The sequence below is a fragment of the Candidatus Effluviviaceae Genus V sp. genome, from assembly GCA_014728125.1.
Taxonomy (GTDB): domain Bacteria; phylum Joyebacterota; class Joyebacteria; order Joyebacterales; family Joyebacteraceae; genus WJMD01.
This window is the reverse complement of record WJMD01000074.1, coordinates 12,048-30,846: the sequence shown is the minus strand read 5'-3', so window position 1 is coordinate 30,846 and position 18,799 is coordinate 12,048. Positions and strand designations below refer to the sequence as shown.

At 66.7% G+C, this 18,799-nt stretch carries 15 protein-coding genes; all 15 read left to right on the top strand.

The genetic code is table 11. The annotated features are described in order from the left end of the window. The first annotated feature begins 118 nt into the window (after window positions 1–118). Complete coding sequence (aspS, locus tag GF405_04240; GenBank protein ID MBD3367375.1) at window positions 119–1,906, top strand: aspartate--tRNA ligase; 1,788 nt, start codon at window positions 119–121, stop codon at window positions 1,904–1,906. A 135-nt stretch (window positions 1,907–2,041) separates the two neighbouring features. Continuing rightward, entirely contained in the window at window positions 2,042–3,856 is a 1,815-nt protein-coding gene (locus GF405_04235) for a sulfatase-like hydrolase/transferase (protein ID MBD3367374.1), read from the top strand. A gap of 161 nt (window positions 3,857–4,017) precedes the next feature. Then, entirely contained in the window at window positions 4,018–4,308 is a 291-nt protein-coding gene (locus GF405_04230; GenBank protein MBD3367373.1) for a hypothetical protein, read from the top strand. A gap of 33 nt (window positions 4,309–4,341) precedes the next feature. Further along, a complete protein-coding gene (locus tag GF405_04225; GenBank protein MBD3367372.1) occupies window positions 4,342–5,037 on the top strand; it encodes a LysM peptidoglycan-binding domain-containing protein in 696 nt (231 codons plus the stop codon). 208 nt (window positions 5,038–5,245) lie between these two features. Next, entirely contained in the window at window positions 5,246–6,226 is a 981-nt protein-coding gene (locus GF405_04220) for an AAA family ATPase (protein ID MBD3367371.1), read from the top strand. After that, on the top strand, window positions 6,223–8,550 hold the full coding sequence (locus GF405_04215; protein ID MBD3367370.1) for an HDIG domain-containing protein: 2,328 nt from the start codon (window positions 6,223–6,225) through the stop codon (window positions 8,548–8,550). The genes GF405_04220 and GF405_04215 overlap by 4 nt, the downstream gene beginning before the upstream one ends. Further along, a complete protein-coding gene (ybeY, locus tag GF405_04210; protein ID MBD3367369.1) occupies window positions 8,534–8,992 on the top strand; it encodes an rRNA maturation RNase YbeY in 459 nt (152 codons plus the stop codon). The genes GF405_04215 and ybeY overlap by 17 nt, the downstream gene beginning before the upstream one ends. Before the next feature lie 25 nt (window positions 8,993–9,017). Then, complete coding sequence (locus GF405_04205; GenBank protein MBD3367368.1) at window positions 9,018–10,289, top strand: DUF21 domain-containing protein; 1,272 nt, start codon at window positions 9,018–9,020, stop codon at window positions 10,287–10,289. After that, on the top strand, window positions 10,286–11,548 hold the full coding sequence (locus tag GF405_04200; protein ID MBD3367367.1) for a DUF21 domain-containing protein: 1,263 nt from the start codon (window positions 10,286–10,288) through the stop codon (window positions 11,546–11,548). The genes GF405_04205 and GF405_04200 overlap by 4 nt, the downstream gene beginning before the upstream one ends. Further along, window positions 11,521–12,231, top strand: a complete 711-nt coding sequence (locus GF405_04195; GenBank protein MBD3367366.1) for a DUF502 domain-containing protein — start codon at window positions 11,521–11,523, stop codon at window positions 12,229–12,231. The genes GF405_04200 and GF405_04195 overlap by 28 nt, the downstream gene beginning before the upstream one ends. After that, on the top strand, window positions 11,991–13,571 hold the full coding sequence (gene mgtE / locus GF405_04190; protein MBD3367365.1) for a magnesium transporter: 1,581 nt from the start codon (window positions 11,991–11,993) through the stop codon (window positions 13,569–13,571). The genes GF405_04195 and mgtE overlap by 241 nt, the downstream gene beginning before the upstream one ends. A gap of 72 nt (window positions 13,572–13,643) precedes the next feature. Then, the gene (recO, locus tag GF405_04185; protein ID MBD3367364.1) at window positions 13,644–14,435 is read left to right on the top strand and encodes a DNA repair protein RecO; all 792 of its coding nucleotides are present in this window, start codon (window positions 13,644–13,646) and stop codon (window positions 14,433–14,435) included. Then, window positions 14,432–15,388 (top strand): glycine--tRNA ligase subunit alpha, encoded by a 957-nt coding sequence (locus tag GF405_04180; protein MBD3367363.1) that lies wholly within the window; start codon window positions 14,432–14,434, stop codon window positions 15,386–15,388. The genes recO and GF405_04180 overlap by 4 nt, the downstream gene beginning before the upstream one ends. Beyond that, window positions 15,388–17,472, top strand: coding sequence for a glycine--tRNA ligase subunit beta (locus tag GF405_04175; GenBank protein ID MBD3367362.1), 2,085 nt, complete (start codon window positions 15,388–15,390; stop codon window positions 17,470–17,472). The genes GF405_04180 and GF405_04175 overlap by 1 nt, the downstream gene beginning before the upstream one ends. Window positions 17,473–17,474: 2 nt before the next feature. Then, a complete protein-coding gene (locus GF405_04170) occupies window positions 17,475–18,794 on the top strand; it encodes a hypothetical protein (protein ID MBD3367361.1) in 1,320 nt (439 codons plus the stop codon). Window positions 18,795–18,799: the final 5 nt, after the last annotated feature.

The following is an 18,799-nucleotide window of genomic DNA, read 5'->3' as shown; positions in this document are numbered from 1 at the left end:
GCGGCGAGGCACAGGTCAAGGACATGGAGTCCGGCGAGCAGGAGAGCGTGCCGCTCGAGTCGCTCGCCGATCACATCAAGGCAGGTGGGGGAACGACGTGACGAGCGCACTGGAACCGATGGGCGACCTCAAGAGAACACACACTGCAGGAGAACTCCGCGGGTCGGATACGGGCGCCGAAGCCGTTCTGATGGGATGGGTGCACCGGAGACGGAACCTCGGCGGCCTGCTGTTCATCGACCTCAGGGACCGCTACGGAACAACGCAGATCGTGTTCCGGCCCGACGACGATCCAGCGCTGTTCGAGAGGGCGAGCAGCCTCGGGGCCGAGGACGTCATCGCCGTTGTCGGCACCGTCGGCGAGCGGCCGGAGGGCACCGCGAACACCGACATGCCCACGGGCGAGGTCGAGGTCGTCGTGCGCGAGATGCGGATCCTCAACAGCTCAGCGACGCCGCCGTTCGTGCTCGAGGAGCCCGTGAAGGCGAGCGACGAGCTCAGACTCGAGTACCGCTACCTGGATCTCAGGCGGCCTCACATGCAGAGGCTTGTCGAGGCCCGTCACCGGGCGGCGCAGGCGACGCGGCGTTACCTCTCGGAGCTGGGCTTTCTCGAGATCGAGACGCCCATGCTCGCCAAGAAGACACCCGAGGGTGCCCGCGACTTCGTCGTCCCGTCGCGGGTCCATCCCGGCAAGGTCTACGCGCTTCCGCAGTCGCCGCAGCTCTACAAGCAGATCCTGATGGTCGCGGGCTGCGACCGCTACTTCCAGCTGGCGCGGTGCCTGCGTGACGAGGACCTCAGAAAGGACCGTCAGCCGGAGCACACGCAGATCGACCTCGAGATGAGCTTCGTCGACGAGGGCGACGTGTTCGATGTCGCCGAGGGTCTTATGAAGACGCTCTGGAAGGAGGTCCGCGGCGTCGACATCGAGACACCGTTCCCCAGACTCACCTACCGCGAGGCGATGGACCGGTACGGGAGCGACAAGCCCGATGTCCGCTTCGAGGTCGAGCTTCACGACCTGAGCGACATCGTCGCCGAGTCGGACTTCAGGGTCTTCAAGGGCGCTGTCGATGCCGGCGGAGTCGTCAAGTGCATCGTCGCGCCGGGATGCGCGACGTGGAGCCGGAGCGACATCGACCGGAAGGAGAAGATCGCCAAGAAGCACGGCGCGAAGGGCCTCGCCTGGGCGAAGGTCGAATCGTGCGGGCTCTCGGGCGGCATCTCGAAGTTCCTCTCGGACGACGAGTCGCGCGAAATCCTCGCGAGGACGGAGGCGTCCGAGGGCGACCTGCTGCTCTTCGCGGCCGATCAGTGGAAGCGCGCCGCCACCGTGCTCGGCGTTCTTAGGAACGAGATCGCCTCGGAGCTCGAGCTCGTGAAGGACGATGAAGCGTTCCGATTCCTGTGGGTTACGGAGTTCCCGCTCTTCGCGTGGAACGAGGACGTCGAGGTCTGGGAGGCTGAGCACCACATGTTCTCGATGCCGCGCACCGAGGATCTCGAGTACCTCGAGAGCGACCCCGCGCGCGTGCACGGGCGGCTCTACGACCTCGTGTTGAACGGCTTCGAGATCGCGTCGGGCTCGATCCGAATCCACCGCCGCGACATCCAGGAGCGGGTGATGGCGGTCGTCGGCATCACGAAGGAGGATGCCGAGCGGCGCTTCGGCTTCCTCCTGAAGGCGCTCGAGTACGGCGCGCCGCCTCACGGCGGGCTCGCGCCGGGGCTCGACCGCATCGTGATGCTGCTGACGGGCGAGGACTCGATCCGCGACACGATCGCGTTCCCGAAGACGTACAGCGGGCTCTCTCTGCTGGACGGCTCCCCCTCGCCGCTCGAGGAGGACGTCCTGGATGAGCTCCACATCGAGTTCGTCGGCCTCGAGGACGACGGGGAGTAGGCCCGGCCGCCGCCTGGTCGTTCGGCCCGCTCGGCCCGTCGAGTCATCCCTCTTCGCTCGACTAAGGCCGCCTGTGGCGGCCTGAACTCGCTCCCGAGGGATGCCCCCAGGACCTCACGGGCCGCGGAGCAGAGGATGCAGACACGACACCCCATACTCGAGTCAGCGTTCGTCGCCGCGGCCGTCGGCTTCGGCGGCGGCGTCCTCGAGAGCGTCCTCATCACCTTCCTGCAGGGCTACTACTTCCACACGGTCAGGTCATTCGCAGCGTTCGTTCTCCTGCCGGGAGCGGCGTACGCGGCGGCGGGGCTCGTGCTGGGTGCCGTCATCGGGTGGCTCCTGAGCATCATCCGGAGGGGGCGGAGCCCCGTGCCGGCAATGGCCGGGGCCGCGACGCTCGTGCTGGTCATGCTCGTGGCCACGGCGACCATCGATAACGCCGGGCTCGCCGGCGGGGCGATGGTCGGGTGGGGAGCGGCAGGTCTCGCGCTGGCGATCGTCCTCGGCGGCGTCCTCTGGATCGCGTCGCACCGGTTCGGGCCTCTGTGCACAGGATCGGTCGCCGCACTTGTCGCGCTCGTCGCGGGCCTCGCGTCGGGGCTCTGGTCGTTCGGCCCGGGCGGCTCAGGCATGACGCCGGTCGGCGCGACCGCCTCGTCAAGTCCACTCTCCGTTCTGCTCGTCACCATTGACACGCTCCGTGCCGACCACCTCGGATGCTACAACGGCCCCGACGCTGAATCCCTGACCCCGACCGTCGACCGACTGGCTGCGGACGGACTGCGGTTCGAGAACGCCGTCGTTCCGATGGTCGTCACCGACCCGAGCCACGCGTCCATGCTGACGGGCCTCTACCCCGAGGAACACGGCGTCGTCAGGAACTCGGTGCAGCTCGACCCCGCTGCAACGACGGTTACCGAGGTCCTCGCCGCGGCGGGGCTCCGGACCGGTGCCGCGATCAGCGTGTCGCACATGGATGCACATCCCTCCGCCTTCAGCCAGGGGTTCGACACGTACTACGACCGTGGAGGGCACGACCGCTTCCGCTATCACGCCGGCTGGAAGGGACTGCCGCGCCGGGTCAAGGCGCGCGTGTTCGCCCACGAGCGAGCGGCCGTCGAGACCAACGAGCGGGCCGTCCGCTTCCTCGACGCCGTCTCCGGAGAGCCCTTCTTCCTGTGGGTGCACTACTTCGAGCCCCACACGCCGTACGTCGGCGAGGATGGGCGGGTCGTCTTCCGGGAGAGCGACCGCGAGGCCCTGGAGCGGGCGGCCGCGTCGGGCGATTCGGAGGATCTGGAGGCGACCATCGCGGGCCTCTACCGGGACGAGGTTCGGCGTGCCGACCGCGCGCTCGGGGAGCTGCTGGCGGCGCTGGACGCGCGGGGACTCTCCGCGGGGACCGCGGTCATCGTGGTCGGCGACCACGGCGAGCACATGCACGAGCGGCGGCTGCCGCCGGACCTGTGGTTCGGGCACTCCGACGTCTACGAGGAGACGTGCCGGGTTCCGCTGGTGCTCTGGCGGCCGGGCGTCGTGGAGGCGGGTGTCCGTGACAAGCAGGTGAGCGTGATGGACCTCGCGGGGACGATCCTTGAACTCGCAGGTGTCGAGGCTCAGTGGAGTCCGGGCGGCACGGTGCTGAGCGGCGCCCCCCGCGAGAGCCGGCCGCTCGTCGTCGAGGCGAACCCTCACGTGCCGGTCGAGGCCACCGCGCTCCGCGCCGGCCGGTGGAAGCTCATCGCCCGGCCGGGCGGGAGGGCCGAGCTCTATGACCTGGCGGCCGATCCGGGTGAGACGTCCAATATAGTGGACCTTCGTCGTCCCTTGGCCGATTCACTCGGGGCCGAGTTGGCCGGGATCGTGCAGGGATGGGGCCCCCGCGCCAGGCCCGAAGAGCCTGATGAGGCGACCCGGGAGATGCTGCGCTCACTCGGCTATCTGGAGTGAGCGGGGGTTCGGGATGGCCTAAGAGCCCGCCTGTCGGGAGATTGGGCTTGACACTACCGGGGGGCTTTGATAGGTTGACGGCGAACATGGGAAGGTGTGCTTCGCCTCCGTCCGGGGGCGTCATTGGTTATTGTGGCAACTGAAGAGGGGGTCTTAAGGCGATGGCAAAGACGAGCAGATGGTTCATCGCTCTCGCCGCGTCGCTCCTGCTTCTGAGCATCGGCGTCGTCGGGTGCGGCCCGAAGCCTCCGTGTGAGGTCATGCCGACCGAGGTACAGGCCGCTCAGGACGGATGCGATGCAGCGACCGCCGAGCTCGACGCGGCTCGAGAAGAGCGTGCCGAGCTGGAGGCGGAGGTGGCCGAGATGAACGCGGAGATGCGGGAGCTCGAGGGGGAGCCCGACGAGCTGGCCGCGAGACTCCATGACCTCAGAAAGGGAAGCGGGCGCTAGCCGACCGCGAAGCAAACGAGGAGAGAGAAGAACATGCTGACGAGACTATCTGTCGCGCTGGTCCTCCTCGCCGCTCTCGTGTTCGTGTCCGGCTGCGGAACAGGGTGCCCGCGGACGGCAGAACCGAGCGCCGGTGACTTCTACACCGACGAGGAGTTCCAGCAGCTCACCGATGAGCAGCGCGAATCCTATTGCTCGGCCCTTCTGGCCGAGTATCAGGCGAGCGAGGACTGCATCGCCGAGGCGCAGGACGACCTGGCGATGGAAAAGCAGGCGATCGAGGACCTCGAGTCCGAGCTGGCTGGTCTGGAGCCGCGGCTTCGCGAGCTCAAGAGCGACGTCGAGGAACTGAGAAGCGAGATCGCCTATTTCGAGGGCCTTCCGAGGGTCTACGTCGTCCAGAAGGGCGACTTCCTCCACAAGATCTCCGGCATGGAGCAGATCTATGCCGACGGAGACAAGTGGAAGCGCATCTGGAGGGCGAACAAGGACCGGATAGACGGCTTCACGGATCCGAACCTCATCTACCCGGACTGGGAGCTCGTCATCCCGCGCGACTGGCCGTACACGTACACCGTCAAGTCGGGGGAGAACCTCTGGCAGATCGCCCGGTACTGGGAGATCTACGACGACGGCCGGATGTGGGAGCGCATCTACGAGGCCAACAAGGACATGATCTCGAACCCCGATATCATTCAGCCGGGCATGGAGCTGACGATCCCTCGCTAGCCACTCGGGGGTCCGGTTGGCTCGACGAGCCGCTCGACAATGTGGGGGGTACGGACAGCATCCTCTGCGCGGCACGATAGGACGCAGAGAGCATAGCTTTGTCGTGAACGGGCAGGGCTCCCGGTTCGCGGTCCCGTGACCGTGCCGGGAGCCTTCCTTTTGACGCGAAGGACACGGGAGTGTGGTCCGAAGCGACGGGGAGGCGGGACTGAAGCGGAAGATCCCGGTAGGAGACATCGACTCGGTCCATCTCTACGGACGGAATGACGAGAACCTCCGGCTCATCCAGGACTCGTTCACCGCTCGGGTGACGGCCCGCGGCGGGGAGATCACGATCGACGGCCCCGAGGACGAGGTCAATGCGATCGAGATCGTGATCGGCGAGATGGCGCGGCTGGTACGACGCGGACGCGCGGTCCGGCGGGAGGACGTCTCGTACGCCGTCAGGATGGTGAAGGACGACCGCGCCGACGAGCTTCGGCGGTTCTACGCCGGCGGGACGAAGCTCAAGGGGCTCAAGAAGCCGGTCGAGCCGAAGACCGTAGGCCAGAAGCGCTACGTCGAGGCACTCGAGGCGAACGACATCGTCGTCTCGATCGGTCCGGCGGGAACGGGGAAGACCTATCTCGCCGTCGCCATGGCGGTCGCGGCGCTCCGACAGAAGCTGGTCGAGCGCATCGTGCTTGTGCGTCCGGCGGTCGAGGCCGGCGAGAGCCTCGGGTACCTGCCCGGCGACTACCACGAGAAGATCGCGCCGTATCTTCGGCCGCTCTACGATGCGCTCAGGGAGATGATGGACCCGGAGCGCGTCAAACGGCTGATCGAGATCGGCACCATCGAGGTCATCCCGCTCGCCTACATGCGCGGGCGGACGCTCAATGACTCGTTCGTTATCCTCGACGAGGCACAGAACAGCACGAATCCGCAGATGAAGATGTTCCTGACCCGACTCGGCTTCAACTCGCGGGCGGTCATCACGGGGGACATCACCCAGATCGACCTCGCGGACAAGGGGATGTCCGGTCTTGTGAGGATCCAGGATATCCTGGACGACATCGACGGCATCGCGTTCGTCTACCTCTCGGAGAGCGACGTCGTCAGGCACAGGCTGGTTCGCGAGATCGTCAAGGCGTTCGAACGCTACGCCGCCGACCGTGCCAGAGCGGCCGATGAGGAGGATGATTCGTGATGCCGCTGGGCATCGGGAAGAAGAAGGAGCCGAGCGCCCGGGCGCAGAGGGTCCGTCTCGACCTGAACGGGCAACCCCCCGGGCCCCTGCCCTCGCGCCAGGTGATCCTGGCGGGCGTTCTGCTCGTCATCGCGTTCCTCGTGCTCCTCGAGCTGGTCTTCCCGGGCGCGACGCCCGTGAAGAGCCACGACCTGACCGTCGGGCAGATCGCCCGGGAGGACATCGTCGCCCCGTTCGACTTCGACGTGTTGAAGTCGGAGGAGGAGCTCGACGAGGAGCGCCGCGCGGCCGAGGCCGGGGTCCTCCCTGTCTACGAGTATCGCGACGGGATACGCACGGAACAGCGGAAGCACTTCGGCGAGTTCCTGACGAAGATCTACGAGATCCGGACGGGCGAGGAGCCCGAGTCGCAGCGCTTCGACATGCTCGGACAGCTCTCGATACCGTTGTCCGAGGATACGCGCCGCGTGCTCCTGGATGAGGAGAAAGCGGCCGACGTCGAGGAGCGGGCCCGCGAGGTGCTCAACGACGTCTACGACGCGGGGATCGTCCGGAGCAGCGATGCCGCGGACCTCTCGCCGGGACAGACCGTCATGCTTGTGAGAGACGGCGAGGAGACCCTCGTGCGTCAGGCGGCCTTCCTTCGCGAGGGGGACATTCCGGAGCTCGCCGAGGGCGAGGCGATGCGCGCGCTCGACGACCCCGAGATGGCGGCCGCGGTCCGCGAGCTGGTCGTCCCGTTCCTGCGGTGGAACGTCGCCGAGAACGAGCAGGAGACCGAGCGCCGCCGCCGCGAGGCGATCGAGAGCGTCAGCCGTCAGACGGGCCGGGACCTGAAGGAGAACGAGGTCATCATCGAGCGCGGCGAACGCGTGACGGAGGATCACCTTGTCGTCCTTCAGTCGATGGAGGCCCGCCGAGCCGAGCTTCTCAGGATGGAGAGAACGGGCAGGAGGTTCTTCCCGGCCCTTGGACGAGCTCTGCAGGCGCTCCTCCTGATCGGGGCCCTCGCGCTCTACGTCGCCGTCCGTAAGCGCAGCATGTTGCTCGACCTCAGATGTCAGATCCTGTTCATCGTGCTGCTGGTCATCGTGATGGCCGGGGCCGCCGTCATCCACAGCGTTCCGGAACTGTCCCCGTATCTCATCCCCGTCGCGGTCCTGGCGATGCTCGCCTCGATGCTCTTCGGGTTCGAGATCGCGATCATCGCCACGACCGTCACCGTCATGTTGTCGGCGATCTATGCGGGACTCGGGATACCCTACGTCTTCGTGTCGCTCGTGGCCGGGAGCGTGGCGGCCTACTCGGTCCGGCGCGTCAGGCACCGCGAGGACTTCTACTGGTCGGGCATCCGCGTCGTGGCGGCGTACGCGATCGCGATCGCGGTCGCAGACATCGCCCGCGTCGACCTGAGCCTCGAGACGCTGACACGGTGTGGCTGGGGTGGCCTCAACGCGATCGTCAGCATGGGCATCGTCGTAGTGGCCCTGCCGCTCTTCGAGCGCGGGTTCAAGGTCACGACCGACATCACGCTCCTCGAGCTGGCCGACATGAACAAACCCCTCCTCCGGAAGATGGCCATGGCGGCGCCGGGCTCGTACCATCACAGCATCATCGTCGGGAATCTCTCCGAGGCGGCGGCCGAGGCGATCCGCGCGAACGGACTCCTGGCCCGTGTCGGAGCGTACTACCACGACATCGGCAAGCTCGTGACCCCCGGGTACTTCGTGGAGAACCAGCAGGGCATCGAGCCCGAGGATTCGAAGCACACGAGCATCCGGCCGAAGGTCTCGAGCCTCGTGATCCGATCACACGTCAAGGACGGCGAGGAGCTCGCCCGCAAGGAGGGCCTGCCCGAGCCGATCATAGACATCATCCGCGAGCACCACGGTACGAGCCGGATGGAGTTCTTCTACCAGAAGGCCGTCGAGGAGGCGGGGGGCGAGGGGCAGGTACCCGCGGCCGACTTCAGCTACCCGGGGCCCAGGCCGCGGAGCAAGGAGTCGGCGATCATCTCGCTGGCCGACACCATCGAGGCCCGCGTCCGGTCGATCGACGAGCAGCTGACGCCGAAGCGCATCGAGGCGGAGATCGACGCCGTCATCGAGAAGCGATGGCACGACCATCAGCTGGATGACGCCGAGCTGACGCTCTCCGATCTCAGGAAGATACGTGACGCCTTCTTCCGCGTGCTGGTCGGCATGTACCATCAGCGCGTCCGCTACCCCGATCAGGAGGAGAACGGCGAGGGTCGTGAGGACGGACCGGAGGAGACCCGGAAGTCCGGCGGCGGGACGGGACGTGGCGATGCCGATCAGGGTTAGCGCACCCCGCGGGGCGGCCGGCATCGACCGCCGCGCCATCAGGTATCTCGTGTCGCGGATCCTCGAGGACCACGACCATCGGGACGCCGACGTCACCGTGACGTTCACCGACGACGAACGCATCCACGAGCTCAACCGTGACTACCGTCACGTCGACCGCCCCACGGACGTCCTCGCCTTCGCTCTGACAGAGGGAGAGCCGAGCGGCGTGAACGAGGAGTCAGAGACGGTACTGGGCGACGTCGTCATATCGCTCGACCGTGCAGCTGTACAGGCCGGTCGCTACCGTAGGACGCTCGGACGGGAACTGCTCAAGCTGACGGCGCACGGCGTGCTGCACCTTCTGGGCCTCGATCACGAGACCGCTGACGAGCGGAAGGCGATGCGGCGCCTGGAGAACCGGTACGTCAGGGAAGCGATGAACGGAAGGACCGGTCGATGACCTCCAGCATATCGGCGGGCGCGGCATGATCTCCCTGCTGGCAGCGGCGGCGGGCATGGTGGCCCTGCTCTACTTCTCGGGGACCTTCTCCGGCTCCGAGACCGCGTACTTCTCTCTCTCCAGACTCGAAGTGAGTCAGATGGATGAGAAGAACCGCATCCGCCGGCTTCTCGAGGACCCCGACCGCCTGCTCATCGGCATCCTCCTGGGAAACACCCTGGTCAACGTCGCGATCGGCTCGCTCGGGGCGCTCATGGCGCTGCGGATCGGGCGGGCTCTGGGCTATGCGGAGGGTGCGATCATCGCGCTCGAGGTCGGCGTGGTGACGTTCGTCATCCTCGTCGCGGGTGAGATTGCGCCCAAGATGTACGCGATGCAGCGGAACAGGGTCTTCGCCAGACGCACCGCGCCGCTCCTGACGTTCCTGATGAGAGGCTTCGGGCCGGCCATCGGTGTGCTGCACTCGCTGTTCGAGAAGCTCAGCGGAGGCGCCTCGGCACAGGAGCGGCCGTTCGTTACCGCCGAGGAGCTCCGGACGATCGTCGCGCTTTCGGAGGAACGCGGAACGCTCGAAGAGGACGAGCGCGACATGATCGACAGCGTCATGGAGTTCGGTGACACACTGGTCCGCGAGCTCATGGTGCCGCGCGTCGACATGGACGCGCTCGAGGACACCCTGACGGTCGGCGAGGCCATCGCGAAGGTCCGAGAACTCGGATTCTCGCGCTTTCCCGTCTACCACGAGGACATCGACCACGTCGTCGGCATCCTCTACGCGAAGGACCTGCTCAGATTCGATGAGGACGAGCAGCTGCGGATCATCGGCGACCTCGTCCGCTCCGTCACCTACACGCCGGAGAGCAAGAGAGCCGGAGAGCTCCTGCGCGAACTGCAGCGCGACCGCGTTCACATCGCGGTCGTCGTTGACGAGTACGGCGGAACGGCCGGTCTCGTCACGATGGAGGATCTCATCGAGGAGATCGTCGGTGAGATCCGGGACGAGCACGACATCGAGAAGCCCCTCGTCCAGGTGGTCAACCGGACGACGATGCTCGCGGAGGGCAACATCAGGCTCGACGAACTTCGCGAGGAGCACGACGTCGTGCTTGATGAAGAGGAGGTCGAGACGCTCGGCGGATACCTGATGGATGCCTTCGGCCGCATCCCTTCCGTCGGGGAGAAGACCGAGCGGGACGGCTTCGAGTTCACGATCGAGGAGGTCGAGGAGCAGCGTATCACGAAGGTCCTCATCGTCCGCCTGGAGGACGGCGAGAACGGAGAGGAGGAGCCGTCGTGACGACGACCCTGCTCATCGTTCTGGGCTTCGTGATGTCGGCCTTCTTCTCCGGTTCGGAGACGGCGCTCGTCTCGATGAACTGGATCCGCCTTGAGCACTGGCTCGAGAAGGGGAAACGCGGCGCGCGCACGCTCGAGCGGTTCGTCGGCGACCCCCAGAAGCTGCTCGGGACGACGCTCGTCGGCAACAACATCGCCGTCATCATGACCGCCTCACTCGTTTCCTGGCAGCTCGAGCGGACGCTCCACGGAATGTCGCCCGGGGTCGTCGGGCTCATATCGACCGCCCTCGTGACCGTTCTCATGCTGATCTTCGGCGAGATCATCCCGAAGGTGCTGGGACTCAGAAACAGCGACGCCATCACCCTCAGGGTCATCCACCCGCTCCGGGTGTTCTACTGGATACTGTCGCCGGTGATCTTCCTGGCCACCGGTCTCGGCGCTCTGGTGCTCCGCCCGAGCGGCGTCGAGACCAGACGCTGGCGACGGAGGATCACGAAGGACCAGCTTCGCGTCCTCCTCACGAGCGAGGGCGAGCGTGCCGGTGCCGTCGACCGGGAGGAGACGAAGCTCATCTCGGGGATCTTCGAGTTCGCTCTGACGACGGTCGAGGAGGTCATGGTTCCAAGGGTCGACGTCATCGGGCTGAGTCCCGAGGCGAACGTCGGAGACGCGGTCAAGCTCGTCGAGCGGCACGGTTTCTCGCGGCTCCCGGTCTTCACCGAGGAGCGCGATCACATCGTCGGGATGATCCACTCCAAGGACCTCCTCGGCATCGCGCGGTCGACTCCGATCGGTGAGTTCGTCCGCCCCATGCCTCACGTGCCCGAGACCAAGATGTGCGACGAGCTGTTCCGCGAGCTCCAGGCGCGCCGCCAGCACATGGCGGTCGTCGTCGACGAGCACGGAAGCGTCGCGGGGATCGTGACGCTCGAGGACCTCATCGAGGAGCTGACCGGCGAGATCGAGGACGAGTACGACGTCGGAGCCGCGCCCATCAGGAAGCTCGACGCGGACCTCTTCATGATCGACGGGCGGGCCGAGATCGACGCGGTCGAGGACGCGCTTCGGGTCGACCTGCCCGAGGGCGAGTACAACACACTGGCGGGGCTGCTGCTGGAGGAGATCGGCAGGATACCCGAGCCGGGCGAGGAGCTCGTGCTGGCCGGTCTCGAGTTCCGCATCATCTCGGCCGGCGCAACGAGGATCGGTAAGATACGGGTGAGGAAGCGTTGGAAGAGAGGCAAGACAGCCGCGTAGACGGGGCGACGAGCGGGACCGCATCCACGCCGGTCGCCGGCGGGACGACGGAGGGCTCGTCTGAGAGCGTGGGCCGCGTGCTCCGCCGCTACTTCCTGACGGGTCTGGCCGTCATCCTGCCGGCCGCCGTCAGCGCGTTCATCCTGTGGCGGCTCTTCGTCGCGCTCGACTCGATCCTCGGCAGGTTCGTCCAGGTCTACTACGGACGGCCGGTGCCCGGCGTGGGGTTCGTCGCGCTCGTCGTGCTCATTCTGGGCATCGGCGCGATCGCCAGCAACATCATAGGCCGGCGCCTCATCGGCATGGTCGAGACACTGCTCGAGCGGATACCTGTCGTGCGCTGGATCTACATGACCATCAAGCAGCTCTTCTCGGCGATACTCGAGGAGCGGTCGACCAGCTTCAGGAAGGTCGTCCTGATACCGTTCCCGCATCCGGGGACATGGTCGATGGCGTTCCTGACGGCGGAGTCCGCGGGCTGCCTGGACGACGCCGTGGGCAGGGAACTCGTCAGCGTCTTTCTTCCGACCACGCCGAACCCGACGTCCGGCTACTTCATCCTCGTTCCCAGGGAAGATGTGCGGGAGCTGCCGATGACGGTCAACGAGGGGCTCCGGTACATCATCTCGGCCGGAGCGCTGACCCGGACCGCGAACGGACCGGGCACGGAGAGCGGAGCATGAGGGACGTCGGCGAGATCGAGATCCTCGAGATCGATCCGGAGAGCGCGCCGCCGGAGATCGCCGGGCAGGTCGCCGGGCTCCATCCCGCCGACGCGGCGCTCGCTCTCGATCGCCTCGAGGCTGAGCAGATCGCGCACGTACTGCCGATGCTGCCGGCCGAGATGGCGGCCGACGTCCTGGTTAACCTCGAGAACCACAGTCTCGAGGACCTCCTCGAGGACATGCCGGCAGAGGTCGTGGCCGCTCTCGCGCGCGTGCTCGAGTCGGACGACGCCGCCGACGTCGTCGGGGCGCTCGAGGAGACTCGTCAGTTCGACGTGCTCTCCCTGATCGACGACGAGAGCAGGGCGGACATCGAGACGCTGCTCAGATACGCCGACGAGTCGGCGGGCGGCATCATGTCCTCCGAGCTCGTCTACGTCAACCGCGATGCGCGTGTCCAGGACGCGGTCGACCTCATCCGACAGGCCGCCGATGAGATCGACGAGATCCACAACGTCTACGTGACCGACCGCTACAAGCGACTTCGCGGCGTGCTGCCGCTCAGGAAGCTCGTCCTGGCGAGGCCCGAGACGAAGGTCTCGGACATCATGGAGCCCGATGTCGTATCGGTCTCCACCGAGATGGACCAGGAGGACGTCGCCCACGTCTTCAGGAAGTACGACCTCGTGGCGATTCCGGTCATCGACAGGCTGGGGCAGCTCGTGGGCCGAATCACGGTCGACGACATCATCGACGTCATCCACGAGGAGACCGAAGAGGACATCAGCATCATGGCCGGCACGAGCGACGACGAGTATCAGGAGGAGTCGGCGCTCAGGGTCTCGCGCATCCGGCTCCCGTGGCTCGTCGTCGGCGCGGTCGGCGGTCTGGGTTCGGCGACGGTCATGAACCTCTATCGTCTGTCGCTCGAGAAGGTGCTCGCGCTGGCCTTCTTCATCCCCGTCATCACGGCGATGGGCGGCAACGTGGGGCTCCAGACGTCGACCATCATCGTTCGTGGCATGCACGGCGACCCCGGGCTCCCCGGTGACGCCAGGGCCCGGCTGGTCCGCGAGTGGCGCGTGGCGCTGACGAACGCTCTGGTCCTCGGGGCCGCCGTCTATCTCATTGTGGGGCTCTGGCTCGGCGATTGGGGGCTCGCTCTCGTCGTGGGCTCCGCGCTCGCCTCGGTGATCCTCGTCGCCGCGACGCTGGGAACGGTGATGCCGTTCCTGCTCAGGAACATGGGCATCGACCCGGCCGTCGCCCAGGGACCCTTCGTGACGACGCTGAACGACGTCATCGGGATCCTCGTGTATCTGGGACTCGCGACGCTGTTCATCGACAGACTGGTCTGACGACGGCCGCCGTGCCGGCGCCGCGGACGCGCCGCCACGACGCCCGGAAGTCAAAGCGCGGAAGGAGGAGCCGTGGCGCCCGTGACATCGCGGGGCGTCGTCCTCCGTACGTACACGATCGGCGAGACGAGCAAGGTCGTCGTATGCTATACTCGCGATTACGGTAAGGTGCGGTTGGTGGCGAAGGGTGCGAGGAAGGGTGGAAGCCGCTTCGGTGCCGCCCTGGAACCCATGATGGTCTCCGGGGTGGTTTTCTACCTGAAGGAGGGTCGGGACCTCCACCTGCTGTCGTCGGCCGATATAGAGCACGAGGAGGCACCTCTCAGACGGGACGCCGTGCGCATGGCGTACGGCTCAGTGCTCGTCGAGCTCGTGGACCGGCTGGTTCCCGAGCTGGAGCCGGTGCCGGGGCTCGAGGGAGCGCTCGAGGCCGGACTCTCGGCGGCGGCCTCCGCGCCGGAGGGCGACCTCGACGCGCTCATCTGGCGCTTCACCATGGCGCTGGCGCGCAGACTGGGCTACGAGCCCCAGACGGGGCGCTGCGTCGTCTGCGGCCGGGAGCCGGGGGACGCGCCGGGGTTCTCGCCGCTTCTGGGAGGCGCCGTCTGCGGCACCTGCCTCGGCGGCCGGCGGGCCGAGGGAGCCGCCCGGGGGAACGTCGCTGAGATCATGCTGCGGCTTTCCCGCGGTGAGCCCGTCCGGTCGGAAGGTCTCGCGGCTCCTCTCCGCGACGAGGTGACCGAGGTTCTCCTGTCATTCCTGGAATCCCATACGGACCGGAGGCTCAAACTCCGATCGCTCGGGTTCCTGGCGCAGCTTCGACGGATGGACCACAAGTCGAAGGGGACGAAGGGACAACCATGACACAGGGGCGCGGATTCCGCTTCCAGGACATCATTCTGAGCCTTCAGGACTACTGGGCCGACTACGGATGCGTCATCGTGCAGCCGTACAACTCCGAGGTCGGCGCCGGGACGTTCAACCCGGCGACGTTCCTGCGGAGTCTCGGGCCGGAGCCCTGGAGAGTGGCCTACGTGGAGCCGTCGAGGCGACCGAAGGACGGGCGATACGGGGAGAACCCGATCCGCATGCAGCAGTTCCTGCAGTATCAGGTCATCCTCAAGCCGGCGCCGGCCGACGTGCTCGACGTCTACTTCGGCAGCCTCGAGGCGATCGGCATTGAGCTGAAGCGCCACGACGTGCGGCTCGTCGAGGACGACTGGGAGTCGCCGACGCTCGGCGCCTCCGGGCTGGGTTGGGAGGTCTGGATCGACGGCATGGAGATCACGCAGTTCACCTACTTCCAGCAGGCCGGAAGCATAGATCTCGCAGTGATCCCGGCAGAGATCACGTACGGTCTCGGCCGCATCGCCACGTTCCTGCAGGGCGTCGATCGGTTCTTCGACCTCGAGTGGGCGCCAGGGGTATCGTTCGGCGAGCTTGAGCGTCAGTACGAGATCGAGTTCTCGAAGTTCAACTTCGAGGAGGCCGACATCGAGTTCCATCGCGAGCTCTTCGACCGCTTCGAGAAGGAGGCCGACAGGCTTCTCGAGAAGGGGATCCTCGCGCCGGCCTACGACTACGTTCTGAAGTGTTCCCACACGTTCAACATCCTCGACGCGCGCGGCGCCATCAGCGTCACGGAGCGGACCGGCTACATCGCCCGCGTGCGCCGGCTCGCCAGGAAGTCGGCGATCCTCTACATGAAGCAGCGGGAGGAGATGGGCTACCCGCTCCTGCCGCCGGAGGAACGTCCCGGGGACGGCGGCTCGGAGGGCGATGCAGGGGAGGGCGCCGCGGAAGGGAGGGCCGTCTGATGCCGAAGGACCTCCTGATTGAGATCGGGGTCGAGGAGATCCCCGCGTCGTACGTCCTTCCCGCGCTGAAGCAGTTCGAGGAGGCTCTTGCCGCCGAACTCGAGTCCGCGAGACTCTCGCACGGCGACATCGAGACGATGGCGACGCCGCGACGCTTCGCGGCGATCGTCCGGAGCATTGCCGATGCGCAGGAGACCGTCTCGAGGACGGTGACCGGCCCACCGGCCCGCATAGCGTTCGACGACGACGGGAAGCCCACCAAGGCCGCCACCGGCTTCGCGCGCTCGCAGGGTGTTGATGTCGACGCGCTCGAGGTGGTCGACGACTATGTTCGCGTCGATGTCGTGGACCAGGGGGGCGCTTCGTCCGAGGTCCTCCCCGGCCTTCTCGCGCGCGCCATCGAGGCGATGACGTTTCCCAAGACGATGCGGTGGGGGCCCGACGTCCGCTTCGCCCGGCCGATCCGCTGGCTCGTCGCGATGCTCGGAGGAGAGGTGCTCGAGTTCGAGTACGCGGGCTGCGCCGCCGGAGCCGAGACGCGGGGACTGCGGTTCCACGCGCCGGGACCGCACGCCCTGTCGGGAGCCGACGAGTACCGGGACGTGTTGGCGAGGGCGCACGTCGTGGTCGACCATCAGGAGAGACGCGCGTTCATCGCTGCCGAGGCCGCTCGCCTCGCCGCCGATGAGTGCGGCGGCCGCGTCGTGACCGACGAGGGGCTTCTCGACGAGGTCACCTTCCTGACCGAACGTCCGACGGTCTTCGCCGGACGCTTCGACGAGCGCTTCCTCGAGCTTCCGCGCCACGTCATCATCGCGGCGATGAAGGGCCACCAGCGCTACTTCGCCGTCGAGCGGGAGGACGGCACGCTTCTGCCGCGCTTCCTGTGTGTGGCGAACGCTCTGCCCGGGGCCATCGAGGGCATCCGGCAGGGGAACGAGCGCGTTCTCGTCTCGAGGCTCGACGACGCCGTCTTCTACTGGCGCGAGGACACGAGAACGCCGCTGGCCTCGAAGGTGGACCGTCTGAAGGACGTCGTCTGGCTCGAGGGCCTGGGGAGTCTCTACGAGAAGACCGAACGCATCGAATCGCTGGCGGGGCTCATCGCCGAACGGCTCGACGTCCGGGACCGCGAGCTCGTCCTCCGTGCCGCGCGTCTGTCGAAGGCCGACCTCGTGACCGAGATGGTCAAGGACGGCAAGGAGTTCACGGAGCTTCAGGGGTCGATGGGTCGGGAATATGCTCTTCAGTCCGGTGAACCGGAAGCCGTGGCGGACGCCATCGTCGAGCACTACATGCCTCGTTTTGCCGGAGACGCCTTGCCCGAGGGCCCCCCCGGCACCATCTTGGGTCTTGCGGACCGGATCGACTCGATCGTCGGCTGCTTCTCGGCCGGGCTCGTGCCGACCGGGTCCCAGGATCCGTATGCCCTCAGGCGGCAGGCCATCGGGTTCATCAGGATCGTAGGGGAGAAGGAACTCGAGCTCTCGATCGTCGAGATCGTCGAGAGAGCAGCGGAGCTCTTCGGCGTCGAGGGAGACGAGCGCCGCGAGCTCGTCTCCGCGGTCGTCGACTTCCTGCGCCAGCGCGCGCGCGTCGTCCTGATGGAGTCGGGTCACGACTACGACCTGGTCGACGCGGTGCTCGGCGCGTCGTTCGACGATTTCGTCGGCGTCCGTCCAAGGCTAGAGGCGCTCTCACACTTCCGGGAGGCGGAGGACTTCGCGCCGCTCGTCATCGGGGCCAGGCGCGTGACCAACATCCTGAAGGGTCGCGAGGATGCGCAGCACGATCCCGCCGCTCTCACGGAACCCGCGTCGGTCGCTCTCGAGGAGGCCCGCGTCGCGGCCTCAAACGCCGTCGACAGGGCGTTGGCCGAGGGTGACCACGACGCGGCGGTGCGGGAGCTTCTGAGACTGCGCAAACCGATCGACGCGTTCTTCGACGACGTGATGGTGATGGTCGATGACGAAAAGCTCCGTCGCGCCCGACTCGGTCTTCTCTCGGAAGTGCGGAAGCTCTTCCTGAGGATGGCCGATTTCGCGCAGGTTGTGTTGGAGGGTGAGAAGGAGGAGGGGAACTGACGGTGCGTCCGCTCGACGACAGACGAAGGACGGTTCTGTTCGCCGCGCTCGCGTGCCTGGCGGCAATCCTGATCGTGTCGGGAGGCGGCTGCGGAGGCGGCGGGACGGAGATGAAGGTCGTCCTGCTCGGGATCGACGGCATGGACTGGGATCTGGCCGACCCGCTCATGGAGGAGGGACGGCTTCCGAACCTCGAACGCGTTGTTCGAAGCGGGGCGCGCGCCGACCTGAGAACCATCGAGCCGCTCATCAAGTCCCCGATGATCTGGGCGACGATCGCTACCGGGAAGGGGCCGCGTAAGCACGGCATCAGCGACTTCGTCGAGGACGGTGAGGAAGCGCCTCTCTTCAACTCGTTCGGCTGGAGAGCGCGGCCGATCTGGGACATTCTCGGGGGCAGTGGACGGCGTGTCGCCGTGCTGAACTGGATGGTCACCTGGCCAGCCCGCGAGACGAACGGGTACTGGATCTCCGACCGCGTACCGTTCACTCCCGAGGACGGGTTCGGCGAACTTGAGGACGTAACCTATCCGCCGGAGCTTATCGACCGCATCGGCCATCTCAGGAAGCCATCGAGCGAGACCACGGACGACGAGATCGCGCCCTTCCTGAACGGCGACCTGTGGCGCGAGTCTCCGCCGCCCGATATCGCCGGAGGCGTCGAGTCGTTCCGTACAACGTACGCCAACGACCAGTCGGTCAGGAACATCGCCCTTCACCTGCTGGAGACCGAGGACGACCTCGACTTCTTCGCCGTCTACCTGAACGGTCTCGATCTCTGCTGCCACAGGTACTGGGGGCAGATGGATCCCTCTTCGCTCTCCGGGCAGCTGACACAGGAATCGATCGCGACGTTCGGCGACGTCATCCCACGCTACTATGAACACGTCGACGAATTCGTCGGCGAGGTGCTTGACCGCATCGACGAGAACACGACGCTCATCATCTGCTCCGACCACGGGTTCCGCGGCCCGCATCACTCCGACCACGGGCTGCGTTTCGGCATCTGGATGCATGGTCCGCTCGGCGTGTTCGCCGCCATGGGCCCCGGCATACACGAGGACGCGGACATCGGTGAGGCGAGCGTGTTCGACGTGACGCCGACGCTGCTTGCGCTCTACGGGATGCCCGTCGGGCGCGACATGGACGGGTTCGTCCTCGAGAGCGTGATCGATGAGGAGCGGCTCGAGGTCGCCCCCGTCACCTACATCGACACATACGAGGTCGACTCGCGGTTCACGGGCGACCTGTCGGAAGGACTGGAGTCGGCGGTCGATGAGGAGATCAAGGAGCGGCTCAGGTCGCTCGGCTACATCGAGTAGCGCGC

What these genes read in the sequence shown, in the direction of transcription:
- aspS (MBD3367375.1), top strand. Translation starts at nt 119, where the DNA reads ATGGGCGACCTCAAGAGAACACACACTGCAGGAGAACTCCGCGGGTCG.
- GF405_04235 (MBD3367374.1), top strand. Translation starts at nt 2,042, where the DNA reads ATGCAGACACGACACCCCATACTCGAGTCAGCGTTCGTCGCCGCGGCC.
- GF405_04230 (MBD3367373.1), top strand. Translation starts at nt 4,018, where the DNA reads ATGGCAAAGACGAGCAGATGGTTCATCGCTCTCGCCGCGTCGCTCCTG.
- GF405_04225 (MBD3367372.1), top strand. Translation starts at nt 4,342, where the DNA reads ATGCTGACGAGACTATCTGTCGCGCTGGTCCTCCTCGCCGCTCTCGTG.
- ybeY (MBD3367369.1), top strand. Translation starts at nt 8,534, where the DNA reads ATGCCGATCAGGGTTAGCGCACCCCGCGGGGCGGCCGGCATCGACCGC.
- GF405_04205 (MBD3367368.1), top strand. Translation starts at nt 9,018, where the DNA reads ATGATCTCCCTGCTGGCAGCGGCGGCGGGCATGGTGGCCCTGCTCTAC.
- mgtE (MBD3367365.1), top strand. Translation starts at nt 11,991, where the DNA reads ATGGTCGATGGCGTTCCTGACGGCGGAGTCCGCGGGCTGCCTGGACGA.
- GF405_04180 (MBD3367363.1), top strand. Translation starts at nt 14,432, where the DNA reads ATGACACAGGGGCGCGGATTCCGCTTCCAGGACATCATTCTGAGCCTT.
- GF405_04175 (MBD3367362.1), top strand. Translation starts at nt 15,388, where the DNA reads ATGCCGAAGGACCTCCTGATTGAGATCGGGGTCGAGGAGATCCCCGCG.